The sequence below is a fragment of the Cupriavidus sp. C2SS-8b genome, from assembly GCF_057073745.1.
Genome location: NZ_CP172717.1, coordinates 2,432,452 through 2,450,969, shown reverse-complemented (window position 1 = coordinate 2,450,969; position 18,518 = coordinate 2,432,452). Strand labels below are relative to the sequence as shown.

At 66.3% G+C, this 18,518-nt stretch carries 19 protein-coding genes and 1 rRNA gene; 8 read left to right on the top strand and 12 right to left on the bottom strand.

Features of this window, described 5'->3' with window-relative positions:
• Window positions 1–59: 59 nt before the first annotated feature.
• Window positions 60–173 (top strand): 5S ribosomal RNA (rrf, locus tag ACIGJB_RS28060).
• Window positions 174–293: 120 nt separating this feature from the next.
• The gene (locus ACIGJB_RS28055) at window positions 294–566 is read left to right on the top strand and encodes a GIY-YIG nuclease family protein (protein WP_483733216.1); all 273 of its coding nucleotides are present in this window, start codon (window positions 294–296) and stop codon (window positions 564–566) included.
• Between the two features lie 49 nt (window positions 567–615).
• Here ACIGJB_RS28055 and ACIGJB_RS28050 read toward each other — a convergent pair whose 3' ends face one another.
• The 3 genes from ACIGJB_RS28050 to ACIGJB_RS28040 all read right to left on the bottom strand — a co-directional run bounded on the left by ACIGJB_RS28050 (window position 616) and on the right by ACIGJB_RS28040 (window position 2,921).
• Window positions 616–1,821, bottom strand: coding sequence for an ISL3 family transposase (locus ACIGJB_RS28050; RefSeq protein WP_483729871.1), 1,206 nt, complete (start codon window positions 1,819–1,821; stop codon window positions 616–618).
• A gap of 144 nt (window positions 1,822–1,965) precedes the next feature.
• Window positions 1,966–2,388 (bottom strand): organic hydroperoxide resistance protein, encoded by a 423-nt coding sequence (locus tag ACIGJB_RS28045; protein ID WP_483733215.1) that lies wholly within the window; start codon window positions 2,386–2,388, stop codon window positions 1,966–1,968.
• On the bottom strand, window positions 2,385–2,921 hold the full coding sequence (locus ACIGJB_RS28040) for a MarR family winged helix-turn-helix transcriptional regulator (protein WP_483733214.1): 537 nt from the start codon (window positions 2,919–2,921) through the stop codon (window positions 2,385–2,387). Before ACIGJB_RS28040 ends, ACIGJB_RS28045 begins: the two co-directional genes overlap by 4 nt.
• A gap of 177 nt (window positions 2,922–3,098) precedes the next feature.
• On the opposite strand from ACIGJB_RS28040, the gene ACIGJB_RS28035 reads away from it, so the two are divergent.
• Together ACIGJB_RS28035 and ACIGJB_RS28030 are read left to right on the top strand one after the other, a co-directional pair.
• Window positions 3,099–4,565 (top strand): DegQ family serine endoprotease, encoded by a 1,467-nt coding sequence (locus ACIGJB_RS28035; RefSeq protein ID WP_483733213.1) that lies wholly within the window; start codon window positions 3,099–3,101, stop codon window positions 4,563–4,565.
• 266 nt (window positions 4,566–4,831) lie between these two features.
• Window positions 4,832–5,155 (top strand): hypothetical protein, encoded by a 324-nt coding sequence (locus ACIGJB_RS28030; RefSeq protein ID WP_483712613.1) that lies wholly within the window; start codon window positions 4,832–4,834, stop codon window positions 5,153–5,155.
• 59 nt (window positions 5,156–5,214) lie between these two features.
• Here the strand turns inward: ACIGJB_RS28030 and ACIGJB_RS28025 are convergent, their stop codons facing one another.
• The 5 genes from ACIGJB_RS28025 to ACIGJB_RS28005 all read right to left on the bottom strand — a co-directional run bounded on the left by ACIGJB_RS28025 (window position 5,215) and on the right by ACIGJB_RS28005 (window position 11,347).
• On the bottom strand, window positions 5,215–6,798 hold the full coding sequence (locus tag ACIGJB_RS28025; RefSeq protein ID WP_483733212.1) for an MFS transporter: 1,584 nt from the start codon (window positions 6,796–6,798) through the stop codon (window positions 5,215–5,217).
• Window positions 6,795–7,283 (bottom strand): MarR family winged helix-turn-helix transcriptional regulator, encoded by a 489-nt coding sequence (locus ACIGJB_RS28020; protein WP_483733211.1) that lies wholly within the window; start codon window positions 7,281–7,283, stop codon window positions 6,795–6,797. Before ACIGJB_RS28020 ends, ACIGJB_RS28025 begins: the two co-directional genes overlap by 4 nt.
• A gap of 73 nt (window positions 7,284–7,356) precedes the next feature.
• Window positions 7,357–9,387: a transglutaminase TgpA family protein gene (locus ACIGJB_RS28015; RefSeq protein ID WP_483733210.1), complete on the bottom strand. Its 2,031-nt coding sequence runs from the start codon at window positions 9,385–9,387 to the stop codon at window positions 7,357–7,359.
• The gene (locus tag ACIGJB_RS28010) at window positions 9,384–10,424 is read right to left on the bottom strand and encodes a DUF58 domain-containing protein (RefSeq protein ID WP_483733209.1); all 1,041 of its coding nucleotides are present in this window, start codon (window positions 10,422–10,424) and stop codon (window positions 9,384–9,386) included. The genes ACIGJB_RS28015 and ACIGJB_RS28010 overlap by 4 nt, the downstream gene beginning before the upstream one ends.
• 5 nt (window positions 10,425–10,429) lie before the next feature.
• Complete coding sequence (locus ACIGJB_RS28005) at window positions 10,430–11,347, bottom strand: AAA family ATPase (RefSeq protein WP_483733208.1); 918 nt, start codon at window positions 11,345–11,347, stop codon at window positions 10,430–10,432.
• A 188-nt stretch (window positions 11,348–11,535) separates the two neighbouring features.
• Between ACIGJB_RS28005 and ACIGJB_RS28000 the strand changes: the two genes are divergently transcribed.
• Window positions 11,536–12,348, top strand: a complete 813-nt coding sequence (locus tag ACIGJB_RS28000; RefSeq protein WP_483733207.1) for a phytanoyl-CoA dioxygenase family protein — start codon at window positions 11,536–11,538, stop codon at window positions 12,346–12,348.
• A 51-nt stretch (window positions 12,349–12,399) separates the two neighbouring features.
• On the opposite strand, the gene ACIGJB_RS27995 is transcribed toward ACIGJB_RS28000, so the two are convergent.
• Both ACIGJB_RS27995 and ACIGJB_RS27990 read right to left on the bottom strand, forming a co-directional pair.
• Window positions 12,400–13,230 (bottom strand): IclR family transcriptional regulator, encoded by an 831-nt coding sequence (locus ACIGJB_RS27995; protein WP_483733206.1) that lies wholly within the window; start codon window positions 13,228–13,230, stop codon window positions 12,400–12,402.
• 158 nt (window positions 13,231–13,388) lie between these two features.
• A complete protein-coding gene (locus ACIGJB_RS27990) occupies window positions 13,389–14,924 on the bottom strand; it encodes an MFS transporter (RefSeq protein WP_483733205.1) in 1,536 nt (511 codons plus the stop codon).
• Window positions 14,925–15,044: 120 nt separating this feature from the next.
• Here ACIGJB_RS27990 and ACIGJB_RS27985 point away from each other — a divergent pair, with 120 nt between their 5' ends.
• A complete protein-coding gene (locus tag ACIGJB_RS27985; RefSeq protein WP_483733204.1) occupies window positions 15,045–15,971 on the top strand; it encodes a LysR family transcriptional regulator in 927 nt (308 codons plus the stop codon).
• A gap of 41 nt (window positions 15,972–16,012) precedes the next feature.
• Here the strand turns inward: ACIGJB_RS27985 and ACIGJB_RS27980 are convergent, their stop codons facing one another.
• The gene (locus ACIGJB_RS27980; RefSeq protein WP_483733203.1) at window positions 16,013–16,336 is read right to left on the bottom strand and encodes a hypothetical protein; all 324 of its coding nucleotides are present in this window, start codon (window positions 16,334–16,336) and stop codon (window positions 16,013–16,015) included.
• 173 nt (window positions 16,337–16,509) lie between these two features.
• A complete protein-coding gene (locus ACIGJB_RS27975; protein WP_483733202.1) occupies window positions 16,510–17,073 on the bottom strand; it encodes a YggT family protein in 564 nt (187 codons plus the stop codon).
• Window positions 17,074–17,282: 209 nt separating this feature from the next.
• Here ACIGJB_RS27975 and ACIGJB_RS27970 point away from each other — a divergent pair, with 209 nt between their 5' ends.
• Window positions 17,283–17,738 (top strand): MarR family winged helix-turn-helix transcriptional regulator, encoded by a 456-nt coding sequence (locus ACIGJB_RS27970; protein ID WP_483733201.1) that lies wholly within the window; start codon window positions 17,283–17,285, stop codon window positions 17,736–17,738.
• A gap of 134 nt (window positions 17,739–17,872) precedes the next feature.
• Complete coding sequence (locus ACIGJB_RS27965) at window positions 17,873–18,511, top strand: outer membrane lipoprotein (protein ID WP_483733200.1); 639 nt, start codon at window positions 17,873–17,875, stop codon at window positions 18,509–18,511.
• Window positions 18,512–18,518 lie beyond the last annotated feature (7 nt).

Genomic DNA, 18,518 nt, shown 5'->3' with positions numbered 1-18,518 from the left:
AAGACTACATCCCGAATTGGTGGCGTTGGACGAACTGCCCAGCGCCACAACCCCTTATGCCTGGTGACCATAGCGAGTTGGAACCACCCCTTCCCATCCCGAACAGGTCCGTGAAACGACTCCGCGCCGATGATAGTGCGGATTACCCGTGTGAAAGTAGGTCATCGCCAGGCTCTTACAATGCAAAACCCCTCGACAGCGTGTGCTGCGAGGGGTTTTTGCTTTGGTGGCTGCGTTCGCGCATGGCGAACCGGATTAATATCGCATGATCGTGTTTTTCGAATCAGAATCTCATGGCGATTGAGCGCCCGTGGTACCTCTATCTGCTTGAATGCACGGGCGGCTCGATCTACACCGGCATTACCACGGACGTGGCGCGCCGCTTCGCGCAGCATCAGGCCGGCAAAGGCGCGAAATACACGCGTTCGCGCAAACCGTTACGGATACTGGGACAGATTTCATTTCCATCGAAATCCGAAGCGTTGAAAGCGGAATTGGCGACGAAGCGCATGAGTCCGGCCGAAAAGATGGCATTTTGCGCGACGCTGGAGCAGCATGGCTCCTGAAACAAAAAAGGCGTACGCCGCAATGGCGTACGCCTTTTTATTTGGTTCTTCACCGATTTCCGGGGAAGGCCGCCCGGATCTTCAGGAAGAAGTAATGGTCATCACGGAAGCCATAGGCCATCCGTTTGATGACCTTGATCCGGTTATTGATGCCCTCCACCAGATTGGTTCCCAACGGCCAGCGGCTATGAGCCAGGATGCCTGGCAGGTAAGGCTTGAGGCGTTTGGCGAACAGGCAAAGAGGTGCGATGCCGCTGGCCATGGCGCGCTCGTACCACCCTTGCCAGAAGCGCCGGGCGTAGCCGGGATGCCGGTATGTCCAAAGTGTCTTGAGATCGTCCTTGAGCACGTAGACGGTCATCAGCGCTTGGTTGGCCGCCAGTATTTCATCAAGCCGGATCTGATCGGCCTCACGGGTAACGTTCTCGCGGTTGCGCAACAGCAACCAGCGAGAAGACTTCACCACCTTACGGGCCGCCTTGTCGCCGCGTAGCCGATTGGCCTCATCCACCCTAACGCGATCGATGACTTCACGGCCGTACTTGGCCACCACATGGAACAGGTCATAGACGACCTGTGCGTGCGGGCAATGCATCTGCACTTCAAGGTCGTAGGCGGTATTCATGTCCATCACTGCGGCGCGAATCTTGGCGCAGCCTTCGGGGCCAAGTAGCTCGAAGAAGGGTCGGATTTCCTCTCGCGAGCGTCCGCGCCCAACCCAGAGTACCCGCTTGCTCGACGGCTCAACGATGACCGTGGCATAGCGATGGCCCTTCTGGATAGCAAACTCGTCCATCGCGATCACGGTGACGCCTTTCAGGTCGACCGGCCCCAGTTCCCGTTCCAGATGACGCAGGTCGATGCGCTTGACCGTAGTCCAGGCCAATTGATAGAAGGCAGCGACATGGCGCAACGACATGACCTTGCACAGTCGCGCTACGCTGGCGGCTAGCCGCGTTGTCACCCGCGCATAGGGTGCGAGCCAGTCCAGGCGTTCCAGCTTCGGGCCACATTGCCGGCAAGCTAGACGAAGTCGCGGCACGACCAACTCCACCGGAGTCTCGAACATAGGCAGATCCCGCACGCGTCGCTCTACCCGATCGTGGATACTGCTAACGCCTCGACCACAGCCATCGCAGCACCGCCTCCGGCGCCCCTTAGGTTCCAGCCGGATGAGGCAAATACGTTGCCCATTACGGGTCTCTTCCCAGCTATCGCGCAGGCGATAGCCTTCCCAGCAGCCGAGCTGGGCCATACAATCGCGCAGGGCCAACCTCCACCTTCCTGATTCTTGTTGTGTCGCAACTCCAAGATAACAGTGGTGGGCGCGTTGGCCCTTTTTGTTTCTATACGGTCACGCAGATCGGCGAAGAACCTTTTATTTGCTAGTTCTGACCGGTCAGACTACCGTCAACGTCACTTCAATATTGCCGCGCGTCGCGTTCGAGTACGGGCAAACCTGGTGCGCCTCCTCGACCAGCTTTTCCACGGCTTCGCGCTCGAAGCCCGGAACGGAGATCTTCAGTTCAGCCTGGATGCCAAAACCCTGAGGGATTGGACCGATGCCGACCGAGCCCTCGATCGACGTATCCGCCGGCAGCACGATCTTCTGCTGGGCAGCCACATGACGCATGGCGCCGATAAAACAGGCCGAATAGCCGGCCGCGAACAGTTGCTCCGGATTCAGGCCGTCGCCCTTGCCGCCCATTTCCTTTGGCAGAGCCAGCTTGGCATCGAGCTGGCCGTCGGACGTCACCGCGCGGCCGTCGCGGCCTCCGGTGGCGGTGGCATGGGCGGTGTACAGGACTTTTTCGAGTTTCATGGAAGCTCCAGGATAGTGTGACCCATCAGGGCAAGTGAGCCACCGCTCTGACCTTCAGGCGGCTGCTCAGGGATCAGTCGCGCATGTTCCAGCGTCGACCGTAATGCATGCAGGCGCTGCGTTAGTGCCTGAATTTCAGTGATCGGACACTGCGTTGCGCATAGCAATTTTTCCGGGATGCTGACCGCGGACTGTCGCAGCTTGCGGCCTGCATCCGTCAATGCCACCAGCACGCGGCGCTCATCGTCGGCATCCCGCCTGCGACTCACCAGCCCAGCGCCTTCCAGTCGTTTCAACAGCGGCGTCAGCGTGCCGGAGTCCAGCGCCAGGCGGTTCCCGAGTTCAGATACCGTCTGCCGCTCGTGCTCCCACAGCACGAGCATGACCAGATATTGCGGATAAGTGAGTCCGAGCTCATCCAGCATCGGCTTGTATACCTTGGTCATCGCAAGCGATGTCGAGTAGAGAGCAAAACATAGCTGCCGGTCGAGCAGCAGCCAGTCTTCCTTGCGTTCGTTGATCGTGTTATCCATGTCGATATATTAGACACAATTAGATTGTGTGCAAGATAAATTTGAAATTTACGAAAAGTGACGCATGGGGCGGCCGTCGCTTTAAGGGTGTCTTAAGTCTCGCTGGTTAGTATCCAACCGTCGCGCCACCTCGCTTACCCGCACCGGCGCCCGCGTATTGCTGCGAAAGGAGATTCCATGATTCGCCAGACCATTGCACGTACCGCCATTGGTTTTGCCGCGCTTGCCGCGATCGGTGGTGGCTATGCTTACCTGCAGAAGGAAGTCATCACACCGGGGTACGCCGCGTCCGCGCCTGCCACGGTGGCCGCGCCGGGGCAGCCCGTCGCGGTGGCCTCGCCGATCGATTTTTCCGGCATTGTCGATCAGTACGGACCCGCCGTCGTCAACATCAGCGTGACCGCGCGCGCGCAGCGCACGGCCATGCAGGCGCCGTCCGGAATGGATCCTGACGATCCGCTGTTCCAGTTTTTCAAGCGGTTCGGCCCGCAGTTCCAGGGTCCGCAAAGCGGCCAGCAACTGGTAAAGGGCCTGGGCTCGGGCTTTATCGTCAGCCCTGACGGCCTGATCCTGACCAATGCGCACGTCGTTGACGGCGCGCAGGAGGTCACCGTGAAACTGACCGATCGTCGCGAGTTCAAAGCCAAGGTGCTGGGCACCGACCCGCAGACCGACGTGGCGGTGATCCGCATCGATGCCAAGGACCTGCCGGTGGTCCGTCTGGGCGATCCGTCGCGCGTAAGGGTTGGAGAGCCCGTGCTGGCCATCGGCTCGCCCTATGGATTCGAGAACACCGTGACCGCGGGCATTGTCAGCGCGAAATCGCGTTCGCTGCCTGACGATACCTACGTCCCGTTCATCCAGACCGACGTTGCCGTGAACCCGGGCAACTCGGGCGGCCCGCTGTTCAACCAGCGTGGCGAGGTGATCGGCATCAACTCGCAGATCTATAGCCAGACCGGCGGCTACCAGGGGCTCTCGTTCGCCATTCCGATCAACGTGGCAACGAAGGTCGAGCAGCAACTGGTGGCGCATGGCAAGGTTACGCGTGGCCGGCTTGGCATCTCGGTGCAGGAAGTCAACCAGGCCCTGGCGCAGTCCTTCGGCCTGCCCAAGCCTTCCGGTGCGCTGGTCAATTCGGTCGAGCCGGACAGCCCGGCGGCCAAGGCCGGCCTCAAGCCTGGCGACGTGATCGTGCAACTCGACAATGAGGTCATCGACCATTCGGGAGACCTGCCCGAACACGTCGCGGATATCAAGCCGGGCACCGACACGTCGCTGAAGATTATCCGCAAGGGCCAGCCCATGACGCTGTCAGTGAAGGTGGGAGCTGCCAAGGAGGAGTCCGTCGCGCAGAAGGGCGGCGACAATCAGGCGGGCGGCCGGCTCGGGCTGGCCGTGCGTCCGTTGACGCCTGCGGAGAAGCGCCAAAGCGGGATCGAGGGCGGCCTCGTGGTGGAAGACGTTGCCGGTCCCGCCGCGCGCGTGGGAATCCAGCCCGGCGACGTGATCCTGTCGCTAAACGGTACGCCGATCGGTTCGGCCGACCAGTTGCGCGCGCTGGTGGCCAAGTCCGGCAAGCAGGTGGCACTGCTGGTTCAACGCGACGAAGCACGTATCTTCATTCCGCTCGACCTTGGCTGACATCCGCGCAAGCGTTTACCGATAAGGCTTCCGGGTCTTTCGGTCGCCGTATACCGGAGGTATACGGCGACGTTTACGGGCGGTATACGGACCGTATACGAACCGGGTATACCACCCGCGAAGCCTTGCCGGAAGCGGGTTTCGGCGCAAGGAAGGGCTTACAGAAAGCGCGGCAGCAGGTATGATCTCGACTGCGATGCACGAAGCATGCGGCGGCACGGCCCGCCGACCTTGGTTCCTGCGCATTAGACAGAACAAGGAAGTCTATGCAGTTGGATTTCACCCGAGCCATTACACCGGGTCCCGAGAGAGCGCGGCGCCTTGCGCCCACCGCTCAATCTGCGCCGAGCCCCCGGCGGCGCAAGAAGGAAGCGCCCCCGCACTGGGAGCGCGGTTACCGTTCGCATTTTTACCGCAACGAGCGCGGCGAGAAGCTGGGCGAGGTTCGCCTGTCCGACCGCGGCGACGTGCCGGTGGTCTATCACTGGGCGGCGGGCAACTATTCCGGCGCTGAAGGATCGCTGGTCCATGCGCGTGCGCGCGTGGAAGAGACGATCGGCTTTGGCATGCGCCAGCTTTCGCTGTTCTGAGTTCTGAGTTCTGAGTTTCCTCGGGTCGCCACGTCGATGGCACCGCCCCACGTAGCGCCTTAGTCCAGGCGGCGCTGCAGCAGCATGTACACCGCAGCGGTCAGCGCCAGCACCGCAATCAGGCGGTAGAGATCCTCGCAAGCAATCAGACGGGACTGTTGTTCCACCATCCCGCCAAGCTGAGCCAACGCGCCATGGCGAGCCTGCGCTTCATCCAGGCCTCGAGACACCAGTGCGGCCTGTACCGACTGTATCCAGAGCTGAGCTTCCGCGGTCCGTTGCCCCAACGCGTGCACCAGGCTGTCATGCACGGCGAACTGCCGGTTTTGCAGCAACACCGCGCCAATGGCCGAGGCAAAGGAACTGGCAATCTGCCGCATCAGGTTCTTGCTGCGGTAGCCGTGCGCAAACTCTTCGCCGCTCAGTGAGCGGAATGTCAGACCTGCGATCGGGATGATGACCAGCACGCCGAACAGTCCCTTGCCGACCAGGCCCCAGGCCAGCGCGGGCGGTCCGGCATCCGGCGGCATGCGCGAGAACCACCACGCGGTGGCGGCCATCAGCAGCAAGCCTGTCACCATCAGCGGCTTCTTGCGCGTCATGCGTGGTGCGTACCGCAGGTAGACCATGACCCCAGTCAGGCTCACCAGCGCGGCAAACGTGTTGAGCCATCCGGTCGTGGCGAGCGGAATCCGCAGCGCTTGCTCCGCGTAGATCGGAAACACGTAGGCGCTGAGGTTGTTGATCATGTAGTACACGAAGTACATCCCGATCCCGGCCAGGTAGACCGGGTTGCGCAGTGCCCGCAGGTGCAGCACCGGCGCCTCATGGTGCCACTGATGCCATAGGAAGACAGCGAGCAAGCCCAGGCCGGCAGCGGCGATCAGCGCGAGCCGTATCGGATGGGAAAAGACGTCGAAGCGGGCCTCGGTCATGGCGGCCTGCAGCGTGACCACCGCTGCGCCGAACAGCAGCAGCGGGCCGAGCGCGGGGCTCGGGGCGGGGCGGCGCGGTTCCGCGTCCGGCAGCAACACCCAGGCGCCCAGGGTGGCAAGCGCGGCAAACGGCAGCGCGCCGTAGAACACGTCTTGCCACACGCCGCGATCGACCAGTTCAGCCGCGAACGCAGGCCCGAGGGCGCTCGCCACGAAGATGCCCGTCATGAAGATGCGGCTCGCGCGCGGCCGGTCAGCCGGGCCAAACAGGACGGCGACCAGGATGCGGCAACTCGTGAACAGCGCGCCGCCGCCGAATCCCTGCACGAAGCGCGCGCCTGCGAGTTGCGTGAGCGAGTGGCTGGTGGCCGCGGCGAGCGTGCCCGCCATGAAGATCAGCAGCGCGCCGGTCACGTAGTAGCGGTAGCCGAAGCGGCGCGACAACCATTGCTGCTTGAGGATCATGAGCATGCTGCCCACGGCGTAGGCGGCTTGCGCCAGCGCGAAGCTGCGAGGATCCGCGTCGACACCGCCCATGATGTGGCTCGATGCGAACACGAACATGATGTTCTCGAGGAACTCCACGCCGGTGGCCAGGGCCAGCAGCATCATCAGCAGGGTCTGGCGCTGCCGGTGGCTGAGCCACCGCAGCCAGCGCAAGCTCAGGCGCAGCTGCCAGAGCGGTTGCCAGCGGGGTCCCGCACTCATGGCTGCAGCGCCTGCAGGCTCTGATGCAGCCGGTTCAGTACGCGCGTGCTTGCGGCCACGCTGCTTTCGCCCACCGGTGCCCAGGCCTCGCCATAAGCCGCGTGGACCAGCGGTAGCGCTCGCTCCAGGAGCCGCCGGCCGGCCGGTGTGAGCGTCAGCTCGAGCGCGCGGCGATCCTGCGCGGAAGCCTGGCGACGAACCAGGCCGCGCACTTCCAGGCCGTCGAGCAGCCGGGTCATCTGCGTGCGCGTGGCGTCGATCGTTGCGCCAAGCTCGGACGGCATGCTCGGTTGCCCTTCGTCGACGGCCAGCATGCTGAGCACCAGGTACTGGCTCATGTCCAGGTCGAACGGGGCCAGCGTCCGGTTGATGTGGTCGCGCAGCAGGCGCGCGGTGCGAAGCAGCAGGCGGGACGCCAGGATCAGGTCGTGGGGTGCGTCCGGATGGGCGGCGCTGAAGCGCTCGATACGTTGCTCGAAGGACATGGCGGAGAGGGCACACAATCGCGGCTTGGCTGCGCGAGTGCTTTCATCTGAAATAGTTACGGATGAAATTATATCAGATGGGACCAATCTCGCCAGTCACCGTGTTCTGGCCATGCCGCATGCGAAGGCTGGTCGACACGTGGCGCGCGCCCTTGCGCAGCTTTGCGATTTCCGCCGTCCGCCGTGCTTCTGGTATGGCGCCATACCGCAGGCCGATGTAGGTGCCGATGAAGGCATGAATGGCCGACGCCGCGTGCGGCAGCCGGGCCGCCGCGCGTTGGGCGAATGCCTGCGGACCCTCTGCCGCGCCGCGCTCGCAACCATGCCGCGCCAGCATGCGGCAGACCTGCGCATAGCTCGCTTCGACCGGGTCGAGCCGGCGGCGGCGCAGCCACAGTGGCACCAGTGCCAGCAAGCTCAGGGCGGCCAGCCCGCAGGCGAGCCCTTGTGCCACGCTGATGCCAGGCAGCCATTCTCCGAAGAGCCGCTCCTGCTGGCTGCGATCGTACTGCAGGATCCAGCGCTGCCATGAGTAGGTCAGCCCGTCGTAGGCCCAGCGCAAGTTGCGCAGCCAGCCGGCTTCCTGGCCCGGCGACCAGACCCCGGATTCCTGCCCGCCCAGGGCGGCATCGAGCCCCTGTTCGACACGGCTGGGGGCCACCGCGCTGGTCGGGTCCACGCGTACCCAGCCGCGTCCGTCCAGCCAGACCTCGGCCCAGGCGTGGGCGTCGGCCTGCCGCACGATGTAGTGGCGTCCGATCGGGTTGTACTCGCCGCCCAGGTAGCCGGCCACCACGCGTGCCGGCACCCCCGCCGCGCGCATCAGGAAGACGAAGCTGCTCGCGTAGTGTTCGCAGAAGCCGCGATGCGTGTCGAACAAGAAGCTGTCGACCTGTTCCGTGCCGAGCGGCGGTGGCCGCAGCGTATAGCCGAACGGCGCCGAGGCGAACAGGCGCAACGCGGCCTGCACGCGCTGTGCCGGCTCGGCGTAGCTGCCGGCCCAGCGCGCGGCCAGCTCGCGTGCGCGCGGGTTGCCCGGCGGCAGCCTCAGGGCCAGTGACCGGGTGCGCGCCGACAGGGGTTCGGGCGCGGACATCAGCGCGGAGCGTGCCCGGTAGCGGATGCGCTGGTCCACCGGCGTAGCCAGGAAATACTCGCCATCCGCGGAGACCCGCGCATTGACGTTCGATGACACCGCCACGCCGCGGTCCAGCGTGAACAGCCAGCGCTGCTGGCTGGGCTCGAGCGTGACGGTGTAGTCGACGTTGCCGGCTTGCCGTGCGCCGACCGGTGGCGAAGGCTCCGCGTGCGTCGTGGACTGCTGGCGTTGCGGCATCGGCAGCCAGCTTGCGCCGTCGAACTGCCACAGCACCAGGGCGCGCCAGTAGAGCGCCCCCGACGGCGGCGCATCGCCATCGATCTCCGCGCGCAAGGCGATCTCCGTCGAGCGTACGAGCTGCCCGACGCTGCCCGGACGCATCACGTCGCTGATGCCGGTCCGGGCCATCGGCGCCGATGGCGGTAGTTGCCACAACGGACGTTCCAGGCGCGGGAACAGGACGAACAGCACGAGCGCCCACGGCAGGCCGATCAACGCCATGCGGCCGAGCAGCGGCCAGATGGCCAGCCGGCCTCGCGCCTCCGGATGGTGCAGCAATAGCCAGTTGCGCAGCACCCATGCACCGATCGCCACGCTGTACAGGGCCAGCCAGAACGGCTGGTCGGAAAGGTAGAGCGTCAGCAGCAGGTAGAACGACAGCTGCGTGACCAGGGTCGCGTCCGCCAGGCTGTGGCACTCCAGCAGCTTGAGCACGACAAAGGCGCCCAGCATGGCGACGGCGAGGTCGCGCACGGTGGCGCCGCCATCCTGCCAGATCAGCGCGGCGGCGATGCCAAGAACCAGCACGGCCGCCACGGCAAGGATCGCCCGCGAGGGCAGCGGCGCACGCCTGCGCCACAGCAGCCAGCGCCAGCCCAGCAGCGCGAGCAGCAGCAGGCTGATCGACACCGGCAGCATGCGCGCCTGCGGCGCGAGTACCAGCGCGAGCTGTCCGAGCAGGATGCCGTGATCCTGGTGCGCGAGCGGGCGTGCCGACGTGCTCATGCAGCCCCTCCATGGCCCGGCGCGCGCCACAGCGCCAGCGCCTCCAGGCAGGCGCGGCGATGAACCGCGCCGTGGGCGGGCCGGATCTCCACGCCCGGCAGGCGCAGGCCGACTTCCGCCTCGTCGCCGGCCGCCAGCAGCCACGCACACAGCCGCGACAGCCGGGCCTCGGCCGGCATGCCAGCGGGCAGGGCGTGCCAGTCCAGCCAGCGCATCGGCCGCGCGGGCGGCTCGCCGGCGCGACTCATCCAGCGGCCGGTGCGCGCGCTGTGCTTCCAGGCAATGCGATGCAGCGGATCGCCGCTGAGGTACTTGCGCAACTGGTCGATGCCTTCGTCGGTGGCATGGCCGTTGGTGTTGCCGTCTTCACCCGCGTCCAGCGCGGCCATCGGGGGCAGCGGCGGGGCGGCCGGCTCTGGCGCCGGAAAGACCAGCACCGACAGGCCCAGGTCCGCATATCCCCAGACCCGGAACAGCCCGAACGGAAAGCGGCTGGACACCGTGACGCGGGGCACGCGCAGCCAGCCGCGTCGCGTAGCCGGCACCAGCAGTGTCAGCGTGCCGTCGCTGGTCGGATCCAGCGTGACGCTGGACGGCGCAGCCGCAGGCATGGCGGCGATGCGGCCTTCAATGCCGATGCGGGCCTGAGTGTCGGTATTGGACAGCCGCAGCGCGAATGCCGCGTCCTGGCCGGCGAAGGCATCCCTGGCGGGCACACCGGGTTCGGCCGTTACGCAGAGGTCGAGCAGGTTCCGATACGCCGTCCACATGCATGCCATGCCGATGCCCGCCAGCAGGAAGGTAAGCCCGAAGCCCAGGCTGATGTTGTAGTTCAGCGAGGTCACCAGCATGGCCAGCAGCAGGACGGCGAAGCCGAGGCCGCCGCGCGTGGGCAGGATATAGAGGCGCCTGCGGTCCAGCCGCACCTCGCGTTGCTCGGCGACTCGCGGAAGCCGGAACCAGCGCCGCCGGTATGGCGCGGCGCCGGGCAGCGGCAACGCGGCATGGCGGGTGGCCGCGGACCGGTCGCGCGGCATGGCCGTCAGGGGATGGGCACGCCGGCCAGCAACGCGGCCACGCTGTCCGTGCCGGTCCGCGCGCCGGCGGGCTCCAGGCGGTGTGCGGCCACAGCGCTAAAGACTGCCTGCACGTCTTCGGGCAGCACCATTTCACGTTGGTCGAGCAAGGCCCACGCCCGCGCACAGGCCAGCAATGCCAGCCCCGCGCGCGGCGACAACCCGGCCGCGAACGCGCTGCTGGTGCGCGTGGCCTGCACCAGCGCCAGCACGTAGTCGACCAGCGCGGGGCTGGCGTAGACCTGTGCCGCGGCGTCCTGGAAGGCCAGTACCTGCGCCGCGTCCATGACCGGCTCGACCTGCGGCGGCGTGGAGCCGCCCAGGTACAGCACGCGTTCGAACGCGGCGTCGGGGTAGCCCAGCGACAGCCGCATGGTGAAGCGGTCCAGCTGGGATTCGGGCAGTGCGTGCGTGCCGAGCTGTTCGAGCGGATTCTGCGTGGCGATCACGAAAAACGGCGACGGCAGTGCGTGCGTGGCGCCGTCATGCGTGACCTGGCCTTCGGCCATGGCTTCGAGCAGCGCGCTCTGCGTCTTGGGCGGGGCCCGGTTGATTTCGTCGGCCAGCACCACCTGCGCGAAAACCGGCCCGCGATGGAAGCGGAAATCTGCCGAGTCGCGCACGAACACCGAAACGCCGATCAGGTCGGCGGGCAGCAGGTCGCTCGTGAACTGGACGCGCTGGTACTGGAGCCCGAGCGTGCGGGCCAGCGCGTGCGCCAGCGTGGTCTTGCCCACGCCGGGCAGGTCTTCCAGCAGCAGGTGGCCGCGCGCCAGCATGCACGCCAGCGCCAGGCGGATCTGGCGCGGCTTGCCCAGCACGATGCGGCCAAGCCGGGCCTGGGCTTCGGCGAGCGTAGCGACGATCCGCGGGCGAGCAGTCACGTTGGCCTCGGCTGGAAGACTGGGAATTCGCGCATTGTAGCGGCGTGCGGCTTGCACGGCACAGTCTGTTTCCGCACGAAGACAGCATTTGCCGGGTTGCACGCGCCCGCCAGGCCGGGCGAGGTCCGCCCGGTTCTGGCATCATCAACGTGTCGGCCGTGTCCTGGCCTGAATTTCCCCCTGCCGCAATGACCTCCCCGCTGGACGCTTCCCCCTTCCCGTCTGCCACTTCCAACGAACCCGATCCCGCCGCGCTGCAGCGCCTGGCCGAGGCATTCCACCAGGATGGCTTCGTCGTCCTGCGCGGCTTTGCTCCCGAGCACGCGTGCGCGGCGCTGGAGGCGGTGACGCGTACCCACCTGAACGCGGCCATTCCGCCCGTGGAGTTCGAGGCCGACCTGGGCTATCCGGGGGCGCCGGCCCATCGCGATGCCACCGGCGGCGGCACGGTCAGGCGCCTGCGGCAGGCCTACGGCCGCGACCAGGTGTTTCGCGACTGGGCTACCGACCCGCGCCTGGTGGCCGTGGTGCAGTCCCTGCTCGGCGAACCGGCGCGCATCACGCTGGCGCACCATAACTGCGTGATGACCAAGCATCCGCACTACGGCAGCCAGACCGGCTGGCACCGCGATACCCGCTACTGGTCGTTCATCAGCCCGGAGCTGGTGACAGTGTGGCTGGCGCTGGGCGACGAGGACGAGCGCAACGGCGTCCTGCGCGTCATCCCGGGCTCGCACAAGGCGCGGCTCGAGCCGGGCCAGCTTGACCCGGCCGAGTTCCTGATCGAAGCGCATCCGGCCAGCGAGCCCTTGCTGCAGGGCGCCGCGTCGCTGGCGCTGCATCGCGGTGACGTGCTGTTCTTTGACAGCCGGCTGTTCCATGCCGCGGGGCGCAACAGCTCGAATGCGGTGAAGCTGTCGGTGGCGTTCGCCTACTTTGGCGCGAGCAATCGCCCGATAGAGGGCACGCGCTCGGCGGAGTTCGGCAGCGTCGAACTGTAGCGCCGGCTTTCGGGGAGATTTCGGGGCGATTTCGGGGCGAGCCTGTGCCGCTCAGGTGCGCAGGCCGACCAGTCCCGAGATCTTGCCGGCCGCTTCCAGCAGCGGAGGCAGGAAGCGCTCGAGCATTTCCGCGGCGCTGGTGCGGTTGGCCTGCCCGCTGATATTGAGCGCGGCAATGGTGTGGCCGGCACGGTTGCGGATGGGCGCGGCCAGCGACACCAGGCCCTCTTCGAGCTCCTGGTCGTTCAGTGCCCAGCCACGCGCGCCGATATCGGCGACAACGGCCTTGAGCGCGGCAGGATCGGTGACGGTGCGGCTCGTGTGCGCGCGCAGTTCGGTATTGCGCAGCACGCGGTCCAGTTCGTCATCGGACAGGCCGGCCAGCAGCACGCGTCCCATGGACGTGCAATAGGCCGGCAACCGGCTGCCGATCGACAGGTTGATGGTCATGATCTTGCGGGCAGGCACGCGCAGCACGTAGACGATCTCGGTGCCGTCGAGCACGGAGATCGAGCAGCTTTCATGGACCTGCTGCGAGAGCGTCTCCATGATCGGCTCGGCCAGGTTCCAGAACGGCATCGAGGTCAGGTAGGCGAAGCCGAGATCCAGGATCCTGGGCGTCAGGCGGAACAGCCGGCCTTCCGCCTGCACATAGCCAAGACCTACCAGTGTCAGCAGGATGCGGCGCGCGCCGGCGCGCGTCAGGCCGCTGGCCTGGGCGATTTCCGTCAGCGTCTGTGCCGGGTGTTCGGCGTTGAAGGCGCGGATCACGGACAGCCCACGTGCAAAGGACTGCACATAGCTGTCGCTGGGCTTTTCGGGCGTGGTGGCGGAGGTGGCGGCGCTTTCCGCGGTAGGTCGGGGGTCGGCGGGACTGGCCATCTGTCAGGCACCGGCAGGTCGCCGGATGGGCACGCAAAGGCCGAAAGGGTAGAGGAAATACGGCGATTTCGCCAGTGCAGGCCGATGCACGCGCGGGCGGCGCCCCATCCGGAGCGCCGCCGCCATGCTGTCTCCTGACCGTTATCCCGTGAGCCCGGTCAGCGGAAGCTCTTCTGCAGCAGGACGAAAACGGCCATCACCACGCACAGCGCCGCAAAGCCGTGCAGCATGTCCATGCCGGCCAGCAGCGTGGCCTGCCGGTCGATTTCAAGCGAGATTTTCGCCAGGCTGGACGGGGACAGCGCGTCCGGCGTCTGCAGCGCGGGGGTGAAGCGCGTGACGTGCTCGACCAGGTGCGTCCGATGCGCGGCCAGGCCGTCCTGCATGAAGACGCTGGCCAGGCCCGTGCCGCTGGCCGAGGCGATCTGCTTGCAGACGTTCTTGAACTGGTACGCGTGCGAGAAATCCTCGACCGGGAGGTCGAGATACGTCATCGACGCCACCTGGACCATCAGCAACACCGGTGTCAGGCCTTCGAGCAGCACCACCGGGACCAGCGCATAGTCCGGCGCGCCCGGCATCAGCTGGTAGGACAGCAGCATGGCCGCGCACGCATAGATGATGAAGCCGATGGCGATCACGCGGCGCTTGCGGAAGACCAGCGCCATGCCCAGCGTGATGATCACCGCGCCGATGGCGGAGACGGTGCCGCTGGTCGAGAGCAGCATGCAGGTGGAGCGGAAGGTCAGGCCCAGGCCGCTTTGCGTCAGCGTCGGCAGCAGGAACGCCCAGGCCGACGACAGCAGGTAGTACAGCGCGTAGAACCCCAGCCCATACAGGTACTGGCGTCCGGCCAGGCGCGAGAAGTCGATCCATGGGTCCGGATGCCGGTACAGCCGCCAGCCGCTGAACGCGAACAGGCCCACGCCAAGCAGCGCGGCCAGCGGCATCTGCGGCGAGCTGAAGAAGCGGGTGTAGCGCATTTCCTGCAGCGTGTGCAGGAACACCAGCGCGCCCAGCGCCGCGGCGATGGCGGCCGGCCAGTCCAGCGTGGACACCGGTGGATGCGGATCGCGCGGAGCGCGCGTCGGATAGGTGGCGATGACCGACAGCAGCACCGGCAGCGAGATCCCGGCCTGGAACAGGAACACCGCGCGCCAGCCGATATCGTCCAGGAAGATGCTGGTCAGCCAGGGCGTGATGGCCAGCATGGCAAACGCGCCGCCGCCAAAACGCAGCATCAGCGGCGCGCGCTCGGCCGGCGTGGACACCAGTTGCACCAGGATGCGTGACGCCGCGAACAGACCGCCCGCGCCGAGTCCTTGCACGGCCTTGCCGGCAATCAGTCCGCTCGGGCTGGCGGCTTCGGCGCACAGCAGCGAGCCGAGGACGAACACCAGCAGAGAGGCGATGGTGAAGCGCTTGTAGGTGGTCCGGCGCGCAATCTGGTCGAGCACCATGTTCATCAGCACCGCCGTGGCGGCATAGGCCGAGACGGCGTACAGGTAATCTTCGGGCGCGGCGCCCACGCCGCCCTGGATGTGCTGGCTGGCGACGCCCATCATGAGCGTGGAAGAGAAGTCGATGCCGGTGACCAGCCCGAGCGTCAGCCCGAACAGCGACAGCCGCCAGTGGCCCATTTCCGGGTGGCTGGCGATCTGCATGCGAGGGCGTTGGGGGGCGGCGGCAGCCATGGTGACCTGGCCTTTGGCGTCAGGGGCGCCAGATACTGCGGAGACGGACGTTTGTTGCATCGCTAAAGCATAATGTTGCCTTCCGTCTGGAACTACAGCTTGTCAGGGAAACTTTGTCCGGTGAATGAAACAATCCAGTGGAATGATTGGGAGGCGTTCTGCTGCGTAGTCGAGCAGGGCACATTTACGGCAGCGGCGGAACAGCTCGATTGCCCGAAATCGCGCGTCTCGGCGGCCGTGGCGCGCCTGGAGACCGCCATTGGCGCCAAGCTGCTGGAGCGCACCACGCGCCGCATGCGGCTGACCGATGCCGGCAGCGCGGTCTATCGCGACGTGGCGCCGCTGTTCGCGCGCCTGCGAGAAATCCGCCAGGAAACGCTCGCGCGCGAAGAGCGCGTGCAGGGCGTGCTGCGCATTGCCACGCCTTACGAATTCGGCGCCCAGCAGCTGGGCGGCATCATCTGCCGCACGCTGGCGGCCCATCCGGCGCTGGACGTTTCGGTCGAAATCACGCAAGGCCTGGTCGATCCGATCCGCGACGGGTTTGACGTGGCGTTCGTGATCGTCGACGCCGACCTGCCGGATTCCGGCACGGTGGCGCGCCGCATCTACCACGTGGAGCGCGGGCTCTTTGCGGCGCCGGCCCTGGCGGCCAGCCTGCCGCCCCTGATGCGGCCCGAGGACCTGGCCAATCTGCCGACGCTGACCACGCCGGGCGATACCGTCTGGGAATTCCAGCGCGATGACGAGTGCTTCACCGTGCCGATCCGGCCGCGCATGCAGACCTTCAACGCGGAACTGCGGCTGCAGGGCGCGCTGGCGGGACTGGGCATTGCCAAGTTGTCGGTGAATTACTGCGAGGCGGAAATGGCGCAGGGCAGGCTGGTGCGCGTGCTGCCCGAATTCCCGCTGCCGCCGCTGAGGGCGTTTGCGCTGCTGCCAGACCGGCGTCTGCAGCCGCGCAAGGTGCGGGCGTTCATGGAGGCGATCGAGTCGATGCTGGAGCCCGAACTGGGCCAGGATGCCATGGCCGGCCCGGTCTTCTGACCGGGCGGAGATGCGGGGGACTATCTGTTCAGCAAGGGGGCTCAGGCGCCGTCGGTGAAGGCGCTGCGGGCTTCATTGACGGCGCGGGCACCGTCCGTGTACGGGTCGCGCTTGCCGAGGTTGGCGCCATCGGTGAACGGATCCACCTTGCCCAGCTTGGCCCCGTCGGTGTACGGGTCGCGCTTGCCGTTGTTGGCGCCGTCCAGGAACGGGTCGACGTTGCCCACGCGGGCGACGCCGCCATCCAGGCGGGCCAGGTCCGAAACCGGCTCGGCGGCGTGGGCGCCGGCAGCTGCGGCCAGCGTCAGGCCGAGCGCGCAAAGAAGCGAGGTGGCAAGGTTGCGGCGTTGTGCGAGGGTCTTCATGATCGTGTCCTTCTTTGTCAGGGTTTGTGGCGTCCGCCACGTTGACCTGTAATGTAGGACCTCGAAGACCGGGGAAAAAGGGTCAATCCTCGACACACTGTCCTGCTGTCTGAACAATGTCATCACGGCGTCATGAGGACGCCTTCATGAAGACCCCATATTGGCGGACTGGCTCAGTAGCGCATGCCGAACACGCCCACGCTCAGCCGGGCGATGATCATCAGCAGGATCTGCGCGACCAGGAACAGCACCAGTGGCGACATGTCGAACCCGCCCAGGCGCGGCATGACGCGCTGGATCGGGCGCAGCAGCGGCGCGGTGAGGTGGTTGATGGCCGGCGTCACGGGCGAATGCGGGTTCACCCACGACAGGATCGCCATCAGCAGCGTCACCCACATCACCAGGCTGATGCCCCACTTGAGCACATAGAGCAGCGCGGCCAGCAGCAGCATTGGCAGGAAGGCGAGCAGCTCGCCGCCGGTCAGCGTGGCTACGAGGAGCAGGAACGCCAGCGCGGTAAGCCAGGCGCTGATGACCGTGGCCCAGTCGATGCCGCCCAGTCCGGGAATGACCCGGCGCAACGGCCGCACCAGCCAGTCAGTGACCTGAAAGACACCTTGCGAGACCGGGTTGCGCGTGGGCATGCGCGTGAACTGCATCCACACGCGCAGCAGCAGGGCCATGCCGAACAGGGTAAAGACGGTATCGAGCAGGAAGAGGGCGATTTCCGTGAACATCGGTCAGATTTCCGTGGCGGAGGTAAAGGTGTCTGCAACCGCACAGATTCTGCCATAGCCGGATGCCCTGACGGCGCGGCTTCGCATCAGGCGTTGTGGCGGGACACGCCCGGACTTGCCCCTATAATTGCGTCGATCCGATTTTTGCCGCCAGCCGTCCCGTGCGCGGACGCGCGGCTATTCCGTCTTACCCGCCGTCTTACCCACCTATGCCCAGCAAGTCCGCCTCCGCGAAACCGTCGCCGCTCAACAAGCCGGACTTCGAGGCGCTTTCCGACTTCCGCTACCAGCTCCGGCGCTTTCTCCGCTTCTCGGAAGACGCGGCCCGCGATGAAGGCGTGACCGTGCAGCAGTACCTGCTGATGCTCCATATCCGCGGCAGCGCCGGCAAGGACTGGGCGTCGATCGGCGAACTGGCCGAGCGGCTGCAGGCCAAGCAGCATGGCGTGGTGGCGCTGGTGAACCGCTGCGAGGCTGCCGGCCTGGTCAAGCGCAAGCTCAATAGCGAAGACCGTCGCGTGGTCGAGGTGCATCTGCTCGCGAAAGGCGAGCGCTGCCTGAACCGGCTGGCCGTGCAGCACCGGACCGAACTGGAATCGTTGCGCGGTACCTTCCGCGTGGCGCGCATTACCGCATTCAACGACGACGAAGCCGAGCGCGACTGAAGCCGGTGCGCTGCGACGGTTGGCCGTGCGGTTACAGCCAGTTACCAATCACAATTCGTGGTGACACCCGCCGGGCGCTGCTGGCCCTAGACTCGCGCGCATTCCCAACACGCGAATTCGCAGGAGTCGTTTCCATGTCCATCCCCTTTCGTTCGGTTGTGCTTGCGGTGCTCGGTGCCGGCGCGCTGGCCGGTTGCGTGACCGCGCCCTATGGTGGTTATTCGGGAGGCTATGGTTCCTACGGCAGCAGCGCCGCCACACAGGCGGGCTATCCACAAGCGTCCTACCCGCAGGGTTCTTATCCGCAGACGTCTTACCCGCAACAGGGCTATCCGCAGGCAGGCTACCCGCAGCAGCAGGGCTATCCGCAACCGGGCTACCAGCAGGGCTATCCGGCCGACAATGGCTATGGCAACAACGGCGCCGAACAGTATGGCGTGCGTTATGGCTGGGTGGAGTCGATTGAAGTCGTGCAGGGGCAGGCAGCGTCCACGAGCGGCGCCGGCGCGGTGGTCGGGGGCGTCGTGGGCGGGCTGCTGGGGCACCAGGTTGGCGGCGGGCGCGGCAACACCGTGGCCACCATCGGCGGCGCGGTCGTTGGCGCCCTGGCCGGCAACGAAGTGGAAAAGCGTGGTAGCGCCGTGCCGCCGGCCTATCGGGTGCGGGTCAGGACCAATGACAATGGGTACCTGACGGTGACGCAGGCCAATCCTTACCAGCTTCGCAACGGGGACAGGGTGAAGGTGGAGAACGGCGTGGCGGTGCCATATTGATGGTGGG